The sequence below is a fragment of the Longimicrobium sp. genome (genome assembly GCF_035474595.1).
GTDB lineage: Bacteria > Gemmatimonadota > Gemmatimonadetes > Longimicrobiales > Longimicrobiaceae > Longimicrobium.
The window spans coordinates 26,112-43,530 of sequence record NZ_DATIND010000097.1 but is presented as its reverse complement, the minus strand read 5'-3'; the positions used below and the strand labels follow the sequence as shown (position 1 = coordinate 43,530).

At 71.4% G+C, this 17,419-nt stretch carries 15 protein-coding genes; 4 read left to right on the top strand and 11 right to left on the bottom strand.

All coding sequences use genetic code 11. The features are described from left to right. Positions 1 to 368: 368 nt before the first annotated feature. Positions 369 to 1,730: a S41 family peptidase gene (locus VLK66_RS17770; protein ID WP_325310798.1), complete on the top strand. Its 1,362-nt coding sequence runs from the start codon at positions 369 to 371 to the stop codon at positions 1,728 to 1,730. A 90-nt stretch (positions 1,731 to 1,820) separates the two neighbouring features. Here the strand turns inward: VLK66_RS17770 and VLK66_RS17765 are convergent, their stop codons facing one another. Further along, positions 1,821 to 2,255, bottom strand: a complete 435-nt coding sequence (locus tag VLK66_RS17765) for an OsmC family peroxiredoxin (RefSeq protein ID WP_325310797.1) — start codon at positions 2,253 to 2,255, stop codon at positions 1,821 to 1,823. 84 nt (positions 2,256 to 2,339) lie between these two features. Beyond that, the gene (locus VLK66_RS17760; RefSeq protein WP_325310796.1) at positions 2,340 to 3,239 is read right to left on the bottom strand and encodes a metallophosphoesterase family protein; all 900 of its coding nucleotides are present in this window, start codon (positions 3,237 to 3,239) and stop codon (positions 2,340 to 2,342) included. A 110-nt stretch (positions 3,240 to 3,349) separates the two neighbouring features. Between VLK66_RS17760 and VLK66_RS17755 the strand changes: the two genes are divergently transcribed. After that, positions 3,350 to 4,129, top strand: a complete 780-nt coding sequence (locus VLK66_RS17755; protein ID WP_325310795.1) for an NRDE family protein — start codon at positions 3,350 to 3,352, stop codon at positions 4,127 to 4,129. Positions 4,130 to 4,519: 390 nt separating this feature from the next. Here the strand turns inward: VLK66_RS17755 and VLK66_RS17750 are convergent, their stop codons facing one another. Further along, the gene (locus VLK66_RS17750; RefSeq protein ID WP_325310794.1) at positions 4,520 to 5,398 is read right to left on the bottom strand and encodes a hypothetical protein; all 879 of its coding nucleotides are present in this window, start codon (positions 5,396 to 5,398) and stop codon (positions 4,520 to 4,522) included. A gap of 107 nt (positions 5,399 to 5,505) precedes the next feature. Here VLK66_RS17750 and VLK66_RS17745 point away from each other — a divergent pair, with 107 nt between their 5' ends. Together VLK66_RS17745 and VLK66_RS17740 are read left to right on the top strand one after the other, a co-directional pair. Further along, the gene (locus VLK66_RS17745; protein ID WP_325310793.1) at positions 5,506 to 5,940 is read left to right on the top strand and encodes a hypothetical protein; all 435 of its coding nucleotides are present in this window, start codon (positions 5,506 to 5,508) and stop codon (positions 5,938 to 5,940) included. Between the two features lie 125 nt (positions 5,941 to 6,065). Further along, positions 6,066 to 6,926, top strand: a complete 861-nt coding sequence (locus VLK66_RS17740) for a hypothetical protein (protein WP_325310792.1) — start codon at positions 6,066 to 6,068, stop codon at positions 6,924 to 6,926. Between the two features lie 420 nt (positions 6,927 to 7,346). Here VLK66_RS17740 and VLK66_RS17735 read toward each other — a convergent pair whose 3' ends face one another. The 8 genes from VLK66_RS17735 to VLK66_RS17700 form a co-directional block, all read right to left on the bottom strand. Then, entirely contained in the window at positions 7,347 to 8,441 is a 1,095-nt protein-coding gene (locus VLK66_RS17735) for a hypothetical protein (protein WP_325310791.1), read from the bottom strand. A gap of 50 nt (positions 8,442 to 8,491) precedes the next feature. Continuing rightward, on the bottom strand, positions 8,492 to 9,271 hold the full coding sequence (locus VLK66_RS17730) for a hypothetical protein (RefSeq protein ID WP_325310790.1): 780 nt from the start codon (positions 9,269 to 9,271) through the stop codon (positions 8,492 to 8,494). A 74-nt stretch (positions 9,272 to 9,345) separates the two neighbouring features. After that, entirely contained in the window at positions 9,346 to 10,128 is a 783-nt protein-coding gene (locus VLK66_RS17725) for a metallophosphoesterase (protein WP_325310789.1), read from the bottom strand. A 140-nt stretch (positions 10,129 to 10,268) separates the two neighbouring features. Continuing rightward, positions 10,269 to 10,634, bottom strand: a complete 366-nt coding sequence (locus tag VLK66_RS17720) for a hypothetical protein (protein WP_325310788.1) — start codon at positions 10,632 to 10,634, stop codon at positions 10,269 to 10,271. A gap of 49 nt (positions 10,635 to 10,683) precedes the next feature. Then, a complete protein-coding gene (locus VLK66_RS17715) occupies positions 10,684 to 10,878 on the bottom strand; it encodes a hypothetical protein (RefSeq protein ID WP_325310787.1) in 195 nt (64 codons plus the stop codon). A 505-nt stretch (positions 10,879 to 11,383) separates the two neighbouring features. Further along, entirely contained in the window at positions 11,384 to 13,996 is a 2,613-nt protein-coding gene (gene mprF, locus VLK66_RS17710) for a bifunctional lysylphosphatidylglycerol flippase/synthetase MprF (protein ID WP_325310786.1), read from the bottom strand. 405 nt (positions 13,997 to 14,401) lie between these two features. Next, positions 14,402 to 17,071 carry a cyanophycin synthetase gene (gene cphA / locus VLK66_RS17705; RefSeq protein WP_325310785.1) on the bottom strand — a complete coding sequence of 890 codons (2,670 nt, stop codon included), beginning with the start codon at positions 17,069 to 17,071 and terminating at the stop codon, positions 14,402 to 14,404. Between the two features lie 35 nt (positions 17,072 to 17,106). Further along, complete coding sequence (locus tag VLK66_RS17700) at positions 17,107 to 17,298, bottom strand: hypothetical protein (protein ID WP_325310784.1); 192 nt, start codon at positions 17,296 to 17,298, stop codon at positions 17,107 to 17,109. Positions 17,299 to 17,419: the final 121 nt, after the last annotated feature.

Sequence of the window (17,419 nt, the reverse complement as noted above, 5' to 3'; positions counted from 1 at the left end):
AGCGTTGAGTTCTCCCCTCCCCCGCGGAGCGGGGGAGGGGGCCACCCGGGCGGGCAGGGTGCAACCGGAGAGAGCAGATGCTGGATGGCAGCCCCGCGCAATAGTTGGGGGGAAGAGAAGATGCCGGAGAGCAGTCCCGAAGGGACTTTGTGCTGCTATAGCCCGGGAATTCCATTCCCGGTCAGCGCGTGCGCTCATCAGTCAGCACTCATCCTTCTCCACCCGCGGATTAGCCGATCGTTAGCCGCGCATTGCCCCATCCAACCTTCCGCGCGGCTGGTGCGACATATCCCCCGTCGCCGCGAACGATGCGAGCGGCATGATCGTCATCTACCGAATCCGAAATCTCCCTGACGGAGACCTGACCGATGCGTACGCGTACCCTCCTCGCCGCAGCCCTGCTCGCCACGACGGCGCTCCCCATCGCCCTCGCCGCGCAGGCGCCCGCGCCGGTGGCCGAGCGCCGGCTGGACGCCGCCACGCGCCGCGCGGTGGTCGACAGCGCGGCGAAGCTCCTGATCGCCAACTACGCCTTCGCCGACACGGGGCGGATGCTGGCAGCGCACCTCCGCGCCCGCCTGGCCGCCGGCGCGTTCGACGGCGCGGCCACCGAGGCGCAGCTGGGCGAGGCGCTAACCCGCGAGATGCAGGCGTTCAACCACGACGGCCACCTCTACACCGCCTACCGCCCCGCCGCGGGCACCCCGGCCGCCATGGCGCTGGCGTCTTGGAAGAACGGCGGCCCCATGCGCGGCGGCCCGCGCCAGCTCACGGCCGAGGAGGTGGCGGCCCAGCGGCGCGCCAACTACGGCTTCGCCAGGGTGGAGAAGCTGGACGGGAACGTGGGCTACCTCGAGATCACCCAGTTCATGACCGGCGACGAGGCCACCCAGGCAATCGACGCGGCGATGGCGTTCCTGGGCCACGTGGACGCCATGATCGTGGACGTGCGGAGGAACGGCGGCGGCAACCAGATGGCCCACTACGTGGCCAGCTGGTTCCTGCCCGACGGCACGCCGCAGACGTGGAACTACACGCGCATCGCGGGCGACACCATGAAGAACGTGAGCGTGCCCGTGGGCGGCGCCAAGCGGCTGAACATCCCCGTCTACGTGCTGACCAGCGGGCGCACCTTCTCGGCGGCCGAGGCGTTCGCCTTCACCCTGCAGTCCGCCGGCCGCGCCAGGGTCGTGGGGACGCGCACGGGCGGCGGGGGATACAACAACATGATGTTTCCGCTGACCGACCAGATGGGCATCTCCATCTCCATCGGCCACGGTTTCTATCCCACCACCGGGCGCGGCTGGGAGGGCGCCGGCGTGCAGCCCGACATCGCCACGACCACGGCCGAGCAGGCGCTGGCCGCCGCGCACGCCGACGCGCTGAAGACGCTGGCGGAGCGGGAGACGGATCCGATGCGCAGGCAGGAGCTGGCGTGGACGCGCGAGACCGTCGAGTCCGCGCTGCACCCGGTCGCGCTGGACCCGGCGGCGATCGCGGCGTACGCCGGGACCTACGGCAACCGCGTGGTGAGCGTGGACGGCGGACGCCTGATGTACCAGCGCCGCGCCGACCGCCCCGCCGACGCGCTGACCGCCATCACCGCCACCGAGTTCGCGCCCACGCCCGCCGAGCGCATCGACTTCGTGCGCGACGCGTCCGGCGCCGTCATCGCCCTGCGCGTCCGCACCGCCGCCGGCGACGTGACCACGCTGCGGAAAACGAACTGACCGGGATTTCACGCGCAGAAGCAGAGGAGCAGAGAACCGCGATCCGTTCTCTGCTCCTCTGCTTCTTTCCGTGAAACCCGCTGTTGTCGTTTACGACGTCGATTCGAGCGTCGCCTCGAGCTGGATGTCGACGCCGGCGAGCGCCTTGCTCACCGGGCAGCCCGCCTTGGTCGCCGTGGCGATCTGCTGGAACTGCGCGTCGTCGATCCCCGGCGCCACCACGCGGCTTTGCAGCTTCATCGTGGTGATCCTGAAGCCGTCCGGCTGCTTCTCCACCGTGCAGGCCGCCTTCGTCTCCACGCGGGTGGCGGTGTGCCCCGCCTGCTCCAGCCCCACCGCCAGCGCCATGCTGAAGCACGCCGCCTCGGCCGCCGCCAGCAGCTCCTCGGGATTCGTCCCCCCCGCGTCGCCGAAGCGCGAGCCGAACGAATAGCTCCCCGAGATCGCGCCGCTCTCCCCCGCGAACCGGCCCTTGCCCTGCTGCAGCCCGCCTTCCCAGACGGCGCTCGCGTTGCGTGTCGGCATCCCCGCCTCCCTCAGTCGTCGCCGTGAACCGCCGGCGCGGCCACCTGCCGCGCGCGGGGCGGAGAATGTACCCGCCGCCGCGGCTCAGTGGCAATCGCCGTGGCCGTGGTCCTCGAAGTCGTCGTTCACCCCCACGAACTCCCAGTCGTAGCCGTCGGGGTGAAACACCAGCCGCAGCACGCCGTGCACCCGGTTCTGGTGCACCTCGCTGTTGTCGTCCAGCTTCTCGTGGAAGTCGTAAAACGGCGCCCCGCCGGTGCCCACCACGAACTGGCGCACCCCGCGGTTCCGGTCCTTGCGCCCCGCCGGGTCCTGCGGCGCGAAGCGCTCGTACACGTGGTCGTGCCCGCCCAGCACCACGTCCACGCCGCCGTCGTACAGCGCGCGGAAGGCGGGCTTCATCCGCTCCGAATCGCCGTGCTCGCCGGAGCTGAAGCGGGGGCGGTGCATGTACGCCAGGGTGCACTTCACCGGGTGCGCCGCCAGGTCCGCGCGCAGCCATCCCACCTGCTCGGAGGTGGAGTCGATGCCGACCTCGCTGTTCAGCACCACCACGTGCCATCCCTCCAGATCGTAGCTGTACCACCCCTTCCCGCGCGGCCCCGCGGCGGCGCCGAAGAACTCGTAGTACGCCGCGCCCTCCTCGGTGCGCATGTCGTGGTTGCCGATCGCCGGGCGGGTGCGCGCGCGGTGGCGCCCCCAGGTGGGCGCGTAGCAGTCGCGGTACTGCGCGCGCGTGCCGGCCTGGTACACGTTGTCGCCCAGCGGCGCCACCACGCCCGAGATGTGGTCCAGCAGCCGCGCCGTCGACTCGTCGCTGCGCCACCAGCACCCGGCGATGTCGCCCGCCGCCACGATCGACGTGTGCGGCGGCGTTCCCGCGGGCGTCCGGTCGCGCGAGCACGCGGCGAGCGCGACGAGCACGGCAACGGCAAGGGAGATGGAGAGGGGATGGGGGATGGAGATGCGGCGGCGGCTCGGCACGGCGGCGCTCGGGAGTCGGGAAGATGGGACGCACCGTGTGGGGCGGAACGGCGTCCGCTAGATTCGGTCGCTCACGCAAGCTATCCCCCGTTCCCGCGCCCCGCATCCCCATGTGCCTGGTCCTGATCGCCTGGGATTCGCACCCCACGCACCGGCTGATCGTAGTCGCCAACCGCGACGAGTTCTACGCGCGCCCCACCGCCCCGGCGGGCTGGTGGGACGACGCGCCGCAGGTGCTGGCCGGGCGCGACCTGCGCGACGGCGGCACCTGGATGGGGGTGACGCGCGCCGGCCGCTTCGCCGCCGTGACCAACTACCGCGAGCCGCAGATGTACCGGCAGGGCGCGCCGTCGCGGGGCTTCCTGGTCGCCAACTTCCTGCTCAGCCGCGCGCCGTCGCTCGGGTTCGCGGCGGGGCTGATGCCGGTGGCGCCCGGCTTCAACGGCTTCAACCTGCTGCTCTTCGACGGGACCACGCTGGCGTGGACCTCCAACCGCGCCGCCGGCGCGCGGACGCTGCCGCCGGGGGTGTACGGGCTCAGCAACCACCTGCTCGATACGCCGTGGACCAAGGTGGTGAGCGGCAAGGCCGACCTGCGCGCCGCGCTCGCCGCGCCGGAGGCGGAGCTGGAGGCGCGCCTCTTCGCCTCGCTCGCGCGCCGCGACCCCGCGCCCGAGGCCGAGCTTCCGTCCACGGGAATCGAGCCGGAGCGCGAGCGGGCGCTCTCCAGCGCGTTCATCGCCACGCCGGAGTACGGCACGCGCTGCTCCACCGTCCTCCTCCTCACCCGCGACGGCGAGGTCACCTTTGTCGAGCGCACGACGACGCTCCCCGCGACGGACGGCTTCACCGAAGTTCGCCACCCCTTCCGCGTCGACCAGCCCGGCTGATTCTCACGTGGAGACGCGGAGACGCAGAGAACTCACCGATAGTTCGGCCTTCTCGCAGATGACAAAGAAGACGTCATCCTGAGGCAGGCCACGCAGGACTCGCGTGCACACCACAACATGCAGGCCGAAGGATCTATAGCATGTCCAGCACGTCAGCCGGCGTCCCACCGGCTGACGTGCGATCCGGCTATGGATCCTTCGGCCTGCAAGCGATTGTGCTGACGCGGCGGTGGTGTGGCCGGCCTCAGGATGACGTCGTTTCTGTGCGTTTACGGCGATGGGGAATGCATGTCCGCGATGAGTTCTTCGCGTCTCCGTGTGAGATAAAGCGATGCCGGGCCGCCCACGATGTGGACGGCCCGGCATCTTCATCCCCCAATTCTGCGGATGCTACGGACGGGCACCGCCGGTGGCCTGCTGCACCGTGCGGGCGCCGATCACGCGGCCGGCCTGGTCCAGCGTGTACTCCACCAGCGCGCCGGAGGTGAGGCGCACGGTGCGCACCACCTGCCCGGCCTGGTTCGTCACCGTGTTCACCACCGGCAGGCTGGTGAGGCTCCCCAGCGTGCGCGATCCCACCACCTGCCCCGCCGTTCCCAGCGTCCGCTCGACCAGGTTGCCGGAGGCGTCGAGCGTGGTCTGCACCGTCTGGCCCAGCGTGTTCACCGTCTGGCTCAGCACGCCGCCGGGCGCGGTCAGGTTGTTCAGCGTCTGCCCGGCCACGCCCACGGTGCGGTCCACCACGCCGCCGGGCTGCAGCGCCGTGTTCGCCACGCCGCCCACCGTGCTCACGGTGCGGTTCAGCGTCCCGGTGAGCTGGGTGACGACCTCGGGATGGTTGTCGACGAAGGTCAGCGTGCGCTCGATCACCTGCGTCACGTTGTCCAGGTCTACCAGGAGCAGCGCCTGCGCGTGCACCCCGCGGATCCCCAGGCTCACCTGCCCGATCTGCACGTCGGCGCCCGCCTGCACGCTCACCAGGTTGGCCACGCGCGCGTTCAGCGCCACCCGCGCCTGCAGGTTGTCGACCTCCAGGGTGATGCGCTGCACGCACAGGTTCGGCACCACCAGCACCACGTCGTAGCCGGCGTACTGCGGCGGCGGGCCGGGTTGGCCCCCGTTCGCGCCCGAAAAGCTTCCCGGCGCGGTCGAGCATCCCTCGGCCGCCCCGGCGGGCTGCGCCGGCTGCCGGTTCCGCTGCGCGCCGGCCGCCGCGGGCGCCAGCACCGCCAGCGCGACCATGGCGATTCCTCCCAACCTCTTCCGCATTCTTCCCTTCCGCGTGCGCGTGGGAACCGCCTCCCATCGATCGGGCGGACATCGCGGGCAGAAAACATGCCGGTTCGCGGGGCACGGAAGTTGATCGCCGGGGCGGCGTGACCATCGCCCGCTCGCTCCTCCGCCTTGCCGCCGCGCTCGCGCCGGCGCTCGCCGCGGCCCCGGCGTCCGCCCAGGCCGCCGTGCCGGCGCAGTGCTCCGCCGCGGGCGATTCGGCGCGCGCGGACACGGGGCGGGCGGACGTGCGCATCCTGGCCTCCGTCTCCATCGCCGAGCTGCGCTTCGACGCAGAGCCGCGGGCGAGCGTGCGGACCACCGGGTGCGGCGGCCTGGATCCGGTGCGGGTGATCGAGCGGCGCAACCTTCCCGAGCGGGTGGAGCCCGGCGTCACCTACCGCGACGTGTACGTGGCGGTGGAGATCGTGGGCCGCGTGGAGTCCGCCTGCATCGCCGCGCTGGCGGGGGATGCGCCGCTCGCGGGCATCTGCAACACGGCGGCGGGCGACACGGCGCGGGCGCCGCCCCGGCCGTAGCGGGCGCGGCATGCCCCGTGCGCCGGGTCCGCGCGCGGGTGGGAGATGCGGGTTGGGAGATGAGACGAGGTTCGGCGCGCCGGGCGATGGCTCCCGGCGGCACTCACGGGCTAGCGGAGGTGGGGATGAAGGGTCCCGCAGTGGTGATCGCGCTCGCGCTGGCCGCGGCGCCGGCGGTTGCGGCGGCGCAGCAGGATACCGCCAGCACGCGCATCCAGGGGCAGATCCGCCCCGTCGCCCCGCCGCCCCCGGGCCAGCCGCGGGTGGTGTCGGCCCCGGCGCAGCAGGGGGGCACGCCGGGGTACGACGTGATCCTGGAGGTGCCGGACCTCTCGGTGGACTCCATCGGCCTGACCGTGCAGAACCTGCGCGCGCACCTGGCGCTGGCCGCCAACGCCGCCAACCTGGTGACGCTCGACGCCGGCGCCGACGTAAGCATCGACCGCGTGCGGCTGGAGATCGTGGGCGTCGAGGCGCAGGCGTTCCTGTACGTGGACCTGGACAACGTCACGCGCATCGTGAACCGCGTGGTCGCCACGCTGGACCGCAACCCGCGCATCCTGACGCAGGTGCTGAACGTGGTGGACAACACCGTGGGCACGGTGGGCGGCGTGGCCAACACGGCGCTGGCGCCCAACGGCGTGGTGAGCCGCACGGTGGGCGTGGCGGGGCAGACGCTGAACAACGTCACCGCGCCGGGCGGGCTGCTGAGCCAGACGGTGAACACCGCGGGGCAGACGGTGCAGCGCGTGCTGCAGAACGGCGGCATCGTGGAGCGCACGCTGAACGCCGCCGGCGGCGTGGTCAGCTCCCGCACCGTGACGAACCTGCTGAGCCTCCCCGTGCTCCAGCAGACGACGAACACCGCCGGCCAGGTCGTGCGCCAGGTGCGCGACCAGAGCGGCGCCGTCATCGAGCTGGTGCTGAACCGCGCCGGCCAGGTCGCCAGCTCGCGCGTCCTGAGCGCCGCGGTGCCGCAGCGCTGAAGAAGGGCGAACAGCTCGAAGTCAACGCGGAGCCAGCCAAGTCGACGGAGGAACATCTCCGCCGACTTCGTTGGCTCCGCGTGATTGTATTGGACTCCGCGTGAGTTTTAGCGGTGCGGCCGATCGGTTCTAGTGTGGGGCGAAAATGCGACCGAGGTCGCGGCTACAACGGCACACACTCCGCCTGCGCGGAGTTCTCGCGGAGGCGATTTCCGCGCGGGCGAGGAACGACGAGGTGCGCCGGCGCATCGGCGATCTCACCAACGGCGGCGTTCGAGCGGATGAAGTCCGCGAAGGCGGACTGCGTGCCCTTGTAGCCGCGAGTTTACTCGCATCTTCCGCGTTATTTCACGCGCCATTTCTTCTCGCCACGCACTCACGCACTCCCGCACTCCCGCACTCCCGCACTCCCGCACTCCGTCACTCCAGCTCGATCCGCATCTTCACCCCCGCCTCGCCGACCGCGAACGCGTCGTAGTACTCGCCGAACCCGGACTCCAGCGCGGCCGCCACCGCCTCGGCGCGCTCGCGGCCGTCGGAGATGGCGAAGAGCGACGGGCCGGCGGAGCTGAACATGGCGTAGAGCGCGCCGGCCTCGCGCGCGGTGCGCAGCACTCCGCGCAGCACCTCGCGGTTCCAGAGGTCCTCCATGATCACGTAGGTGCCGATCTCGTTCAGCTCCCACCCGTGCGAGAGGAAGGCGCGCGCGTCGTTGCGCAGCAGCGCCGGCTTCATCCGGCGCTCCAGGAAGGGGAGCACGCGGTCGTGGTACTCGCGCTGGTACTGGAAGCAGAACTCCAGGCTCTCCAGCTCGTCGGCGTCGCCGATGCCGTGCACGCCGCCCTGCCCGAAGCTCTTCACCCGCTCGGCCGCCAGCTTTGCCGTGTCGCCGCGCGCGGTGACCACGAAGAGGCCGGACGTGTCCGCGTTCCCCACGTAGCGCGCGAACTGGTCCACCCACACCAGGCCGCCGTACTGCAGGCACGCCTCGCCCACGCCGGTGTCCATCCCCCAGTAGATGTGCACATTGTCGGTGTCGGCGTTCTCCACGAAGTTCTGCGTGAGCATGTCCCAGATCTCGGGAACGGAGAACGGGGTGCCGAAGAGCGCGTTCAGCCCCGAGAGCACCGCGGTGTTGAAGGTCACGTTCGACCCGAACCCGCTGTGCACGCTGCCGATGCGCCGCGGCACGCCGACCGAGACGGTGGAGGGATCGTGCCCCACCAGCTCGCAGAAGAGCCGCACCAGGTGCAGGGCGGTGGGCACCATCTTCCCCCCGCTCCCGCCGCCGCCGACCGACACCTCCACCTCGCCGTGCGCGCCGGTGGTGGAGAAGCCGAAGCCGCCGCCGCCCGGGATGCGGGGGCGCATCTGGAAGAAGTCGATCACGTTGAAGTGCAGCCGCGCGGGGGCCCACACGCGGGCGCGGGAATGCACCGGCGACGCGGGCCGCCGCCATTCGTCGCGGATGCAGAGCTGCTCGCCGGGGAGGAAATAGTCCATCTTCGCCGCCATGGAAGTCTCGCTGCCAAGTGGTGGGACTGCGATGAACCGCGGGTGGGGGCTCAGCGAGGGGAGCCGAGCAGGTACGCCAGCTTGCTGGTGGTCTTCGCGCGCAGCCGCGCCCCCAGCGCGGCAACGATCCCGTCGGCGATGGGGCGGGCCCGCGGCACGTGCCCGGGGGCGTAGTCCACCTCGATGATGGCGGGCTCGGGAAAGGGGCTGTCGCGCAGATCGTCGACCTCCACCTTCACCCCGAAGTCGATCACGCGGATGGGCGGGTGCACCTCGCCCACGCCGCGCAGCTCGCCGGAGACGATCTCCCTTCCCGCCCCGTCCACGCTGCGCCCCCGGACGACGGGGAAGGTGTAGCGCACCTTGTCGAACGCGGCCACCTGCCGGTACCCCTCACGGGCGTAGCGCTCGAGCAGGCGCTCCAGCATCGCCTCGTCGTTGCGCGCGAAGGTCTGCACGAAGCCGCTCAGGGGGCGGGGGATGGCGTCGGCGCCCCACCCGGTGGCGATCACCTCGAAGGCAATGGCGCGCGGCGGCTCCACGTGCTGCCGCACGCGCACGGACACGCGGCGGCCGAAGAGGTCCAGCCCCGGCGTGTCGAAGTAGCGGTCGATCACGCGGCGGACGTGCGGCTCCACTCCCGTGACCTCGCGGCACACCTCCACCGCGCGCGCCACGGGCACGCCGGCGAACCACGAGACCTCGACGGGGCTGATGCGCACGAACAGGCTGGGCGCCCAGTCGTCCGGCACCAGCAGCGCGTCGGGGACCACGAAGCCGTCCACGGCCGCCGTGTGGCGATCGATCGGGGGCGCGCCGGATGAGGTCATCCTCGGACCGGACAGTCGTACATGGTGCGCGTGGATTGTCGCCTCGTATACGGAAGATGATAATCGCGGCGCGTTCAGCAGAACAGGGGCGCGGCGGGCGGCTCCCCGTCGGCCCACACCCGCTTCAGCAGCCCGCCCTCGCCCGAGCCGGAGGCGCGCAGGTGGTTCTGCACGTAGCGCACGCCGTCGACCACCCGGTCCTCGGGGATGTGCGTGTGCCCGAACACGTGCACCCGGGCGGAGACCCGCCGCAGCTGCGCCTCGATCTCCACGCTCCCGGCCACCAGCGGCAGTCCCTTGAAGCGCAGCCAGCGCACCGGCGGCACCAGCTCGGGCCGCGGGACAAAGTGGGAGAAGGAAACCACGGGCGCGTCGTAGCCGCGCAGGTGCGGCTCGTTCATCTCCGCGAACAGGCGGTCCACGCGCCCGGCGCCCGCGGGCCAGCGGCAGAAGTAGCGGTCGCTCCACGCCTCCAGCGACTCGGCATCGGCGTCGCCGGCCACGTCGAACGAGGCGTCGTACCACGAGAAGAGCGGCACCACCCAGGCGCCGCCCACCCGTGCCGGCGCGGTGCGCACGCCCACGGCGCGGCAGGCGGCCAGCACGGCGTGGAACTTCTCCACGCTGTCGCGCGCCTCGCCGCGCACCCACAGCTCGTGGTTGCCGGGAACGAAGAAGACCTCGGCGAACCGCTGCCGCAGCTCGCCGAGGACGTCGGAGACGATGGAGAGGTTGTCGGCCACGTCGCCGGCCACGATCAGCGCGTCGCCGCGGTGCTCGCCCGCGGGGATGCGCTCCAGCAGCCGGCGGTTCTCACGGAAGTCGGAGTGCAGGTCCGACACGGCCCAGATGCGCATGCCTCTACGGTTGAGGTCGTAATGGGATCGGGACGAGTGCTGAGTGCTGAGTGCTGAGTGCTGAGTGCTGAGTGCTGAGTGCTGAGTGCACGAGATGCTCTTCACCGGGGCACTCAGCACTCGGCACTCAGCACTTCTTTTTACCGCCCCAGCCCCGGCGGAATCGTCAGCGTCAGCTCCTGCCCCGGGGTGACGTAGATCTCGCTGATCGTGGTTCCCGTGCGGCTGCTGCCCACCGGGTCGGCCATGAAGGCCAGCGCCCGCCCGATTCCCACCACGCTGGTGGGGATCACCAGCCGCTGCGTGCTGTTGCCGGTGACGGTGCCCAGGCGCCGCCGGGTGCCGCCGTAGACGGCGAACACGTCCACGTCCAGCCACGACTGGTTCTCCACGCGCACGTAGGTGGCGGCCTGCGGGGTGGGGGCGTTCTTTCCCGTTCCCACGCAGGCGGCGGCGCCCAGCGTGGCCAGGAAGAGGGCGATGAAGAGCTTCATCGTGCGTGTCATCCGTCTGCTCCTTCGTTCCGGAAGATTGGATGCGTCTCGCGGGGCCGCGTCACGGGGTGAGCATGGGCGTCTGCCACGGGCGGAAGAGCGCCAGCGCCACCATCAGCAGCAGCAGAAGCGCGAACAGTGCCACCACCGCCACCAGGCATCCGCGGATCATGCACCCGCTGGGCTCCTTTACCGGCTCCACCGGCAGCTTGATCACCCCGTCGGGAAGATCCGGGTCCCGCGCTCTCCACGCCATCCGCTCCACGTCCCCTCGTCGTGACGGATCCGGCCCCAATCCCAGAACAGCCGGATCCCCATGATTGTTCCGCCATCTCCCTTCGAAGACGATGAGGAGAGATGCGCCCGCGCCGCGACCGTTCCATCCCACGCGGAGTTCACACAGATGACGTCATCCTGAGGCCGGCCACGCTGCAATTTGCGTCCGCGCAGTAAGTTGCAGGCCGAAGGATCCATACTTTTCGAGCACGTCCGCTGGAGAACCGCGACGAAACTTCGTTGCGTCCGATCGGATGACGTGCTGGCCGGCTATGGATCCTTCGGCCTGCAGGCGGTTGTGCCGACGTGCCGATGGTGTGGCCGGCCTCAGGATGACGTCTTTATCGTTATCGCTCGCGTGAGCCGTGCCCACGGTGAGTCGCGCCTCTGCGTCTCCGTGCGTGGCGAACCGCTCCGCGTCTCCGCGTCTCCGCGTGAGATCCAGCGATGCGGGAGCCCCGCGCAAGCCTCAATCTTTCGCGGAATCAGCCGCGGCGGAAGATGCGCCGGTAGCCGCCGGCGATCAGCGCGGACACGTCGGCCATGATGCGCGGCAGGCTCAGCCCGCCGGGATACGCCAGGTAGCGCGGCTCCCACACCGGGTGGAACTTCTCCTTGTACGTCCGCAGCCCCTGGAAGTTGTACAGCGTGCCGCCGCGCTCGAAGAGCCAGCTGCCGATGCGCGTCCACACCGGCGCCACCGCGCTCATCTCCAGCCCGGAGAGCGGCGCCATCCCCAGGTTGAAGCGCCGGTAGCCGTTCTCCTTCCCCCACAGCATCACCTGCAGCAGCAGCACCTCCATCACGTTCTTGGCGGCCGACCGGCGGTAGCGCATCAGGTCCACCGACAGCTCCGTCCCGTCGGGCCCCGGCCACACCGTGGCGAACGCCTGCACCCGCCCCTCGCTCTCGATCACCGCCAGCGGAAAGCGGCGCACGAACGCCTCGTCGAAGAAGCCCAGCGAGAAGCCCTTCTCCGCCACCGCCTTGTGCGCCAGCCAGTCGTCCGACACGCGGCGCACGTCCGAGATCACCGAGCCGATCTCCTCGCGCGGGACGATGCGGAAGCGCATCCCGCTGCGCGCGAAGCGGTTCAGCACCAGCCGCAGCGGCTTGCGCTCGGCCCCCTCGAGCGAGAAGGAATCGAGCGGGACGAACGCCTCTTCCCCCAGCTTCACGAAGGTCAGGCCGAAGTCGGCGTACTGGTGCAGCCGATCCTTGCTGACCTGGTAGAACACGGGAATGCCGCCGAAGTCGTCGCACCGGCCGAAGAACTGGCGGATCAGCGCGCTGGTGCACGCCGGGTCGCCGATGGGGTCGCCCAGCGCCACCCAGGTGCGCCCGTGCACGCCGTACATCAAAAAGGCGTCGCGCTGCGGGCTGAAGAGCATGCTCTTGTCGCCCAGGAACGCCAGGAACGGCTGCGTGTGCGGCTGCAGGGCGATGAGCCGCCCCGCGTCTTCCATGTCGCGCGGCGACGGGGGCACCACCTCGGGCGGGGCGGGGCGCATGATGCGCAGCACCCCGAAGGCCAGGATGGCCACCGTGGCGCCGACCGAGGCGCGGAGGAAGCGCGGCGCGTCGGCGTTGATGGCGAAGCGCCACCACAGCTCGCTGCTGTACTCCACGTGGCGGAAGGCGAAGAACCCCAGCCAGATGGAGGCGCCCACGACGGCGACCACGGACGCGAACCAGCCGGGGGAGAAGCGCGCGGCGAAGAAGTGCGCGCGCCGGTCGAACACCGGGCGGCTGGCCGCGAGCGCCGCCAGCAGCGCGGCCAGGAAGAACGCCTCCTCGTAGTCGCCGCCCTTCAGCAGCGACGCGGCGATCCCCAGCGCCAGCGCGCCGCCCGCCACGTACCACGCGAAGCGCAGCCGCCGGAACACCCCGTTGGAGATGAAGAGCAGGCCGACGCCGAGCACCGATCCCAGGAAGTGCGAGGTCTCGATGACGGCCAGCGGGAGATACTCCGCCACCCAGTGCACCCGCTCGCGCTCCACCGGCGTGGCGCCGGAGACGAGCAGCACCACGCCGGCCAGGAAGGTGAAGATGGCCAGCAGCTTGGGCGTCACCTGCCCGGTCAGCGCGCCGAACGCCCCGCCCCAGCGCGCGATGGCATGCCGCCGCAGCCGCAGCTCGTCGGCCACCAGGAAGGCCAGCGCCCCGCCGAGGGGGACCAGGTAGTAGACGATGCGGTAGAGGAGGAGCGAGGCCACCAGCTCGGCGGGAACGCCGTAGCCGCGCAGCAGGTACGCCATCGTCCCCTCGAACACGCCCACGCCGCCGGGAACGTGGCTGATCAGCCCCAGCAGCTGCGCGGCGATGAAGGCCGAGAGCATCTCCGGGAAGTCCAGCCCGGTGCGCGGGATCAGCACGTACAGCACCGCCCCCGCCAGCGCCCAGTCCACCGTCGACAGGATGAACTGCAGCGCCACCGTTCCCGGCGGGGGGATGGGCGCCTGGAAGCGCCCCATGCGGATGGGCCTGCGCCAGAGCACCGCGGCCAGCGCGTACGCCGCGGCCACGGCCAGCATCAGCACGCCGGCCGCGTGGATCACGAAGGCGCCGGCCAGCGTCACCAGGTCCGGGTGCGGGTCGAACGCCATGCTGTAGCCGCCCAGCACCAGCAGCCCCAGCCAGAACGTTCCGTTGTAGAAGATGATGATGCGGGAGATGTCGCCCGCCGTGAGCCCCCAGCGCGAGTAGAAGCGGTAGCGCACGCTGGTGCCGCTGATCACCGCCCACCCCACGCTGTTGCTGATGGCGTACCCGGTGTACGACGCCAGCCCCACCTTCCACCAGCTCTGCCGCTTGCCGATGTAGCGGAAGGCCAGCAGGTCGTACAGGCAGAGCACCGCGTAGTTCAGCAGCGTGAACCCCACCGCCCACCACAGCGCGTCGTGCGGCAGCGCGCGCAGCGTGCTGCGCACGGTGGCGTAGCTCACGCGCCGCAGGTCCGACTGGATGACCGCGATCCCGGTGGCGAACAGCGCCAGCGCGATCAGCGGCTGCACCCACCGCCACACGCGCGAGCGGGTGCCGGCGGACGCGGCGGGCGGTTCGGCGGAAGCGGGGGCTGCGGCGGTCGGCTCGTCCACGCGGGGGAAGTGCGGGGGAACAAACAGTGGGAGGCGGTCGGAATGTACGCGACGCGCGGAGGTCGCGGAAGCGGGAGGGGATGAAGTGCGGGAGTGCGAGAGTGCGAGAGTGCGGAGGGTCGATGCGCCGCGCGGAGTTGGTGCGTCACGGGCGATGTGCCCGCGGTCGGGCCTCTCCCCGCGCCTTGGAGCGCTCGCCCTCTCGCGATCTCGGGAGAGGGTGGGGTCCCGGCGCGGCCTGCAGCCTCTGGCGTGCGGAGAGGTTGCCGTGTGGCGGTGACGCCGGATAGCTACCTCTCCCGGTACGGGAGAGGTGGACGGCCTGAGCCGGCCGGAGAGGGCGCGATGCCGGAGGCGACGAGCCGATGCCCATCGCCTCCACCGTCGTCTCCGTCGATCCCTCGCTTACAACCCCGTCCCGGTCGCCCTCGGGCGGATCTGCGCGAGCACGCCGGCCACGTCGTCGGCCAGCACCACGGCCAGCTCGCCCTCGCCCAGGAGCGACATGGCGCGCGTGACGGCGGCCTGCTCCGTTTCCACCTGCTCGATCTGGTCCACGCGCAGGCCGGCCTGGCGCAGCCCCTGCACCAGCAGCCCCGCCACCTCGCCCGGCTGGCGCCCGCGCAGGTCGTAGTCCTCCTTCACGATCGCGAAGTCCAGCACGCCGCAGAGCGCCGCCACCGCGCGGATGTCCTCGTCGCGGCGGTCGCCGGGAACGGCGATCACGCCGATGCGGCGGCGCGCGGGGATGTCGGCCACCATCTGCATCAGCCCGCCCACCGCGGCGGCGTTGTGCGCGTAGTCCACCAGCACGCGGCTCTCGCCCACGCGCAGCAGGTTCAGCCGCCCCGGCGTCATCGACGGGCTGGGGAAGAACGAGAGCAGGCCGGCGCGGATCGTGTCGTACCGCACCCCCTGCACGTAGGCCGTGGCGATCGCGGCCAGGATGTTCCCCTGCTGGAAGCGCGCGGCGCCGCCCATCATCAGCGGCACCTCGTTCACCCCGGCGATGGGGATGCGCAGCCGTCCGCGGCGGATCACGAACGTGCCGTCCTCGATCCGCGCGCCGATGCCGCCGCGGCTGATGTGGTCCTCGAACTGCGCGTTCTCGCCCTCTTCCATGGTGGAGAAGAACACCAGGTCGCCGCCGGTGCGGTCGCGCATGGCGTAGACCAGCGGGTCGTCGGCGTTCAGCACCGCGTGCCCCTCGCGCTTCACCACCGCCGGGATCACCGACTTCACCTCGGCCAGCTGCTCCACGGTGTTGATCCCCCTGAGCCCCAGGTGGTCGGCCGAAACGTTCAGCACCACGCCCACGTCGCACTCGTCCCACCCCAGCCCCGCGCGCAGGACGCCGCCGCGCGCCGTCTCCAGCACGGCCACGTCGACCGTGGGGTTGGAGAGGATGATGTTGGCCGAGAACGGGCCGGTCATGTCGCCCTCCATCACCAGCCGGTTCTGGAGGTACACGCCGTCGGTCGTGGTGAACCCCACCGTCTTTCCCGTCTGCCGGAAGAGGTGCGCGGTCAGCCGGGTGGTCGTCGTCTTCCCGTTCGTCCCCGTGATGGCGATGACGGGGATGGTGTACCCCGCGCCCGGCGGGTACAGCATGTCGACGATCGGCGCCCCCACGCTGCGCGCCTTCCCCTCGGTGGGATGCGTGTGCATCCGCAGCCCCGGCGCGGCGTTCACCTCGATGATCACCGCCCCGTTCTCGCGGAAGGGAACGGAGATGTCCTTCGACAGCACGTCGATCCCCGCGATGTCCAGTCCCACGATCCCCGCCGCCATCTCGCAGGCGGTGATGTTGTCGGGATGGATCTCGTCGGTGCGGTCGATGCTGGTGCCGCCGGTGGACAGGTTCGCCGTGGCGCGGAGATACACCATCTCGCCCGCGGCGGGAACGGATTCGCAGGACAGGCCGCGGGTGCGCAGATAGTCCGCGGTCACGTCGTCGTCCGGGAGCCGCGTGAGCGTCTTGCTGTGGCCGCGGCCGCGGCGCGGGTCGCGGTTGGCTTCCACGATCAGCTCGCGGATGGTGCGCGTCCCGTCGCCCACCACGTGCGCGGGAACGCGCTCGGCCACGGCGGCCAGCCGCCCGTCCACCACCAGCACGCGGTAGTCGCGCCCGTGCACGTAGTTCTCCACCACCACGCGCCGTCCGTACGCCTGGGTCACGGGCCAGGCGGCGCGCACCGCGTCCTCGTCGTCCAGCCGCCCCGAGATGCCGCGGCCGTGGCTGGCGTCCAGCGGCTTCAGCAGCACGGGGTAGCCGATCTCCCGCGCCACCTCCAGCGCCCCGTCCAGCGTCGTCGCCGTGTCGCCCTGGGGAACGGGAAGGCCGATGTTCCCCAGCACGCGCCGCGTGTCGTCCTTGTCCTGCGCGATCTCGACGGCGATGGCGCTGGTGTAGTCGCTCATCGCGGCCTGGATGCGCCGCAGGTTCTTCCCCAGCCCCAGCTGCACCAGTGAGAAGGAGTTCAGGCGGCGCACGGGGATGCCGCGCCGCGCCGCCTCGTCCACGATGGCCGCGGTGGACGGGCCCAGGCGCACGCTCTCCAGCAGGTCGTGCAGCTCCTCCACGGTGCCTTCTACGTCGAACTCCTCGCCGCTGATGCAGGCGCGGACCAGGCGCACGGCGTCGCGCACCGCCTGGATCCCCACGTCCTCCTCCTCGTACGCCACGATCAGCCACCACACGCCGGGGTCGCCGGACTCCACCACGCGCCCGAACGACACGTCGGAGCCGGCCAGCGTCTGCAGCTCCAGCCCCACGTGCTCCAGCACGTGGGGGAGGTGCGTGCCCTCCTCCAGCCGCGCCAGGAAGCCGCCCTCGCCCGGGCGCGAGCACGGGTGCTCGCGCAGCGTGGGCAGGAACGACATCAGCCGCTCGTTGAAGCCGGGGATGTCGGTCGATGGAACGTCCTCGAGCGCGCCGAGCGTCAGGTCGCAGGCGATGACGGGCGCCAGGCGCCAGAAGTTTGGCCCGCGCAGGGGGCGCAGCCGCGAGATGCGCAGCTCGTCGGGGTCGAAGCCGGCGAGGCCGGCGGCGGACTGGCTCTGGAGTTCGGACATGGATCGGGTGGGGGCGGGTGGATGCCCCGCGGGGTTCAGCCGCGGGTGCTCCGAAGCTGCTCCCAGGCCTCGGGATCGCGCATGCCGCCGCCGCGCGCGGGCGTGGCCCGGGCGCTCCGCGCCGAGTCGCACTCGATGCGGCGGGCGAACGCGCGCCCGCCGCCATGCTCGTCGCGCGCCGGCGCGGACCGCGGTTCCGGCGTGGTGCTGGCGGCTGTCGGGATCATGCTCACTTCGTGTCCTGCGGCTGCGTTTCCAGGCGCGGGCGAAGGGCCCGGCGCCGGCGCAGCCAGGGGCGCAGAGAGTATGCCATCGGTGGATTACACCGCAAGAAGCGCCTGATTCCTC

Excerpts from the sequence above, each read along its gene's own strand:
- VLK66_RS17770 (WP_325310798.1), top strand. The coding sequence starts at position 369 with ATGCGTACGCGTACCCTCCTCGCCGCAGCCCTGCTCGCCACGACGGCG.
- VLK66_RS17765 (WP_325310797.1), bottom strand. The coding sequence starts at position 2,255 with ATGCCGACACGCAACGCGAGCGCCGTCTGGGAAGGCGGGCTGCAGCAG.
- VLK66_RS17755 (WP_325310795.1), top strand. The coding sequence starts at position 3,350 with ATGTGCCTGGTCCTGATCGCCTGGGATTCGCACCCCACGCACCGGCTG.
- VLK66_RS17750 (WP_325310794.1), bottom strand. The coding sequence starts at position 5,398 with ATGCGGAAGAGGTTGGGAGGAATCGCCATGGTCGCGCTGGCGGTGCTG.
- VLK66_RS17740 (WP_325310792.1), top strand. The coding sequence starts at position 6,066 with ATGAAGGGTCCCGCAGTGGTGATCGCGCTCGCGCTGGCCGCGGCGCCG.
- VLK66_RS17735 (WP_325310791.1), bottom strand. The coding sequence starts at position 8,441 with ATGGCGGCGAAGATGGACTATTTCCTCCCCGGCGAGCAGCTCTGCATC.
- VLK66_RS17730 (WP_325310790.1), bottom strand. The coding sequence starts at position 9,271 with ATGACCTCATCCGGCGCGCCCCCGATCGATCGCCACACGGCGGCCGTG.
- VLK66_RS17725 (WP_325310789.1), bottom strand. The coding sequence starts at position 10,128 with ATGCGCATCTGGGCCGTGTCGGACCTGCACTCCGACTTCCGTGAGAAC.
- VLK66_RS17720 (WP_325310788.1), bottom strand. The coding sequence starts at position 10,634 with ATGACACGCACGATGAAGCTCTTCATCGCCCTCTTCCTGGCCACGCTG.
- VLK66_RS17715 (WP_325310787.1), bottom strand. The coding sequence starts at position 10,878 with ATGGCGTGGAGAGCGCGGGACCCGGATCTTCCCGACGGGGTGATCAAG.
- cphA (WP_325310785.1), bottom strand. The coding sequence starts at position 17,071 with ATGTCCGAACTCCAGAGCCAGTCCGCCGCCGGCCTCGCCGGCTTCGAC.
- VLK66_RS17700 (WP_325310784.1), bottom strand. The coding sequence starts at position 17,298 with ATGATCCCGACAGCCGCCAGCACCACGCCGGAACCGCGGTCCGCGCCG.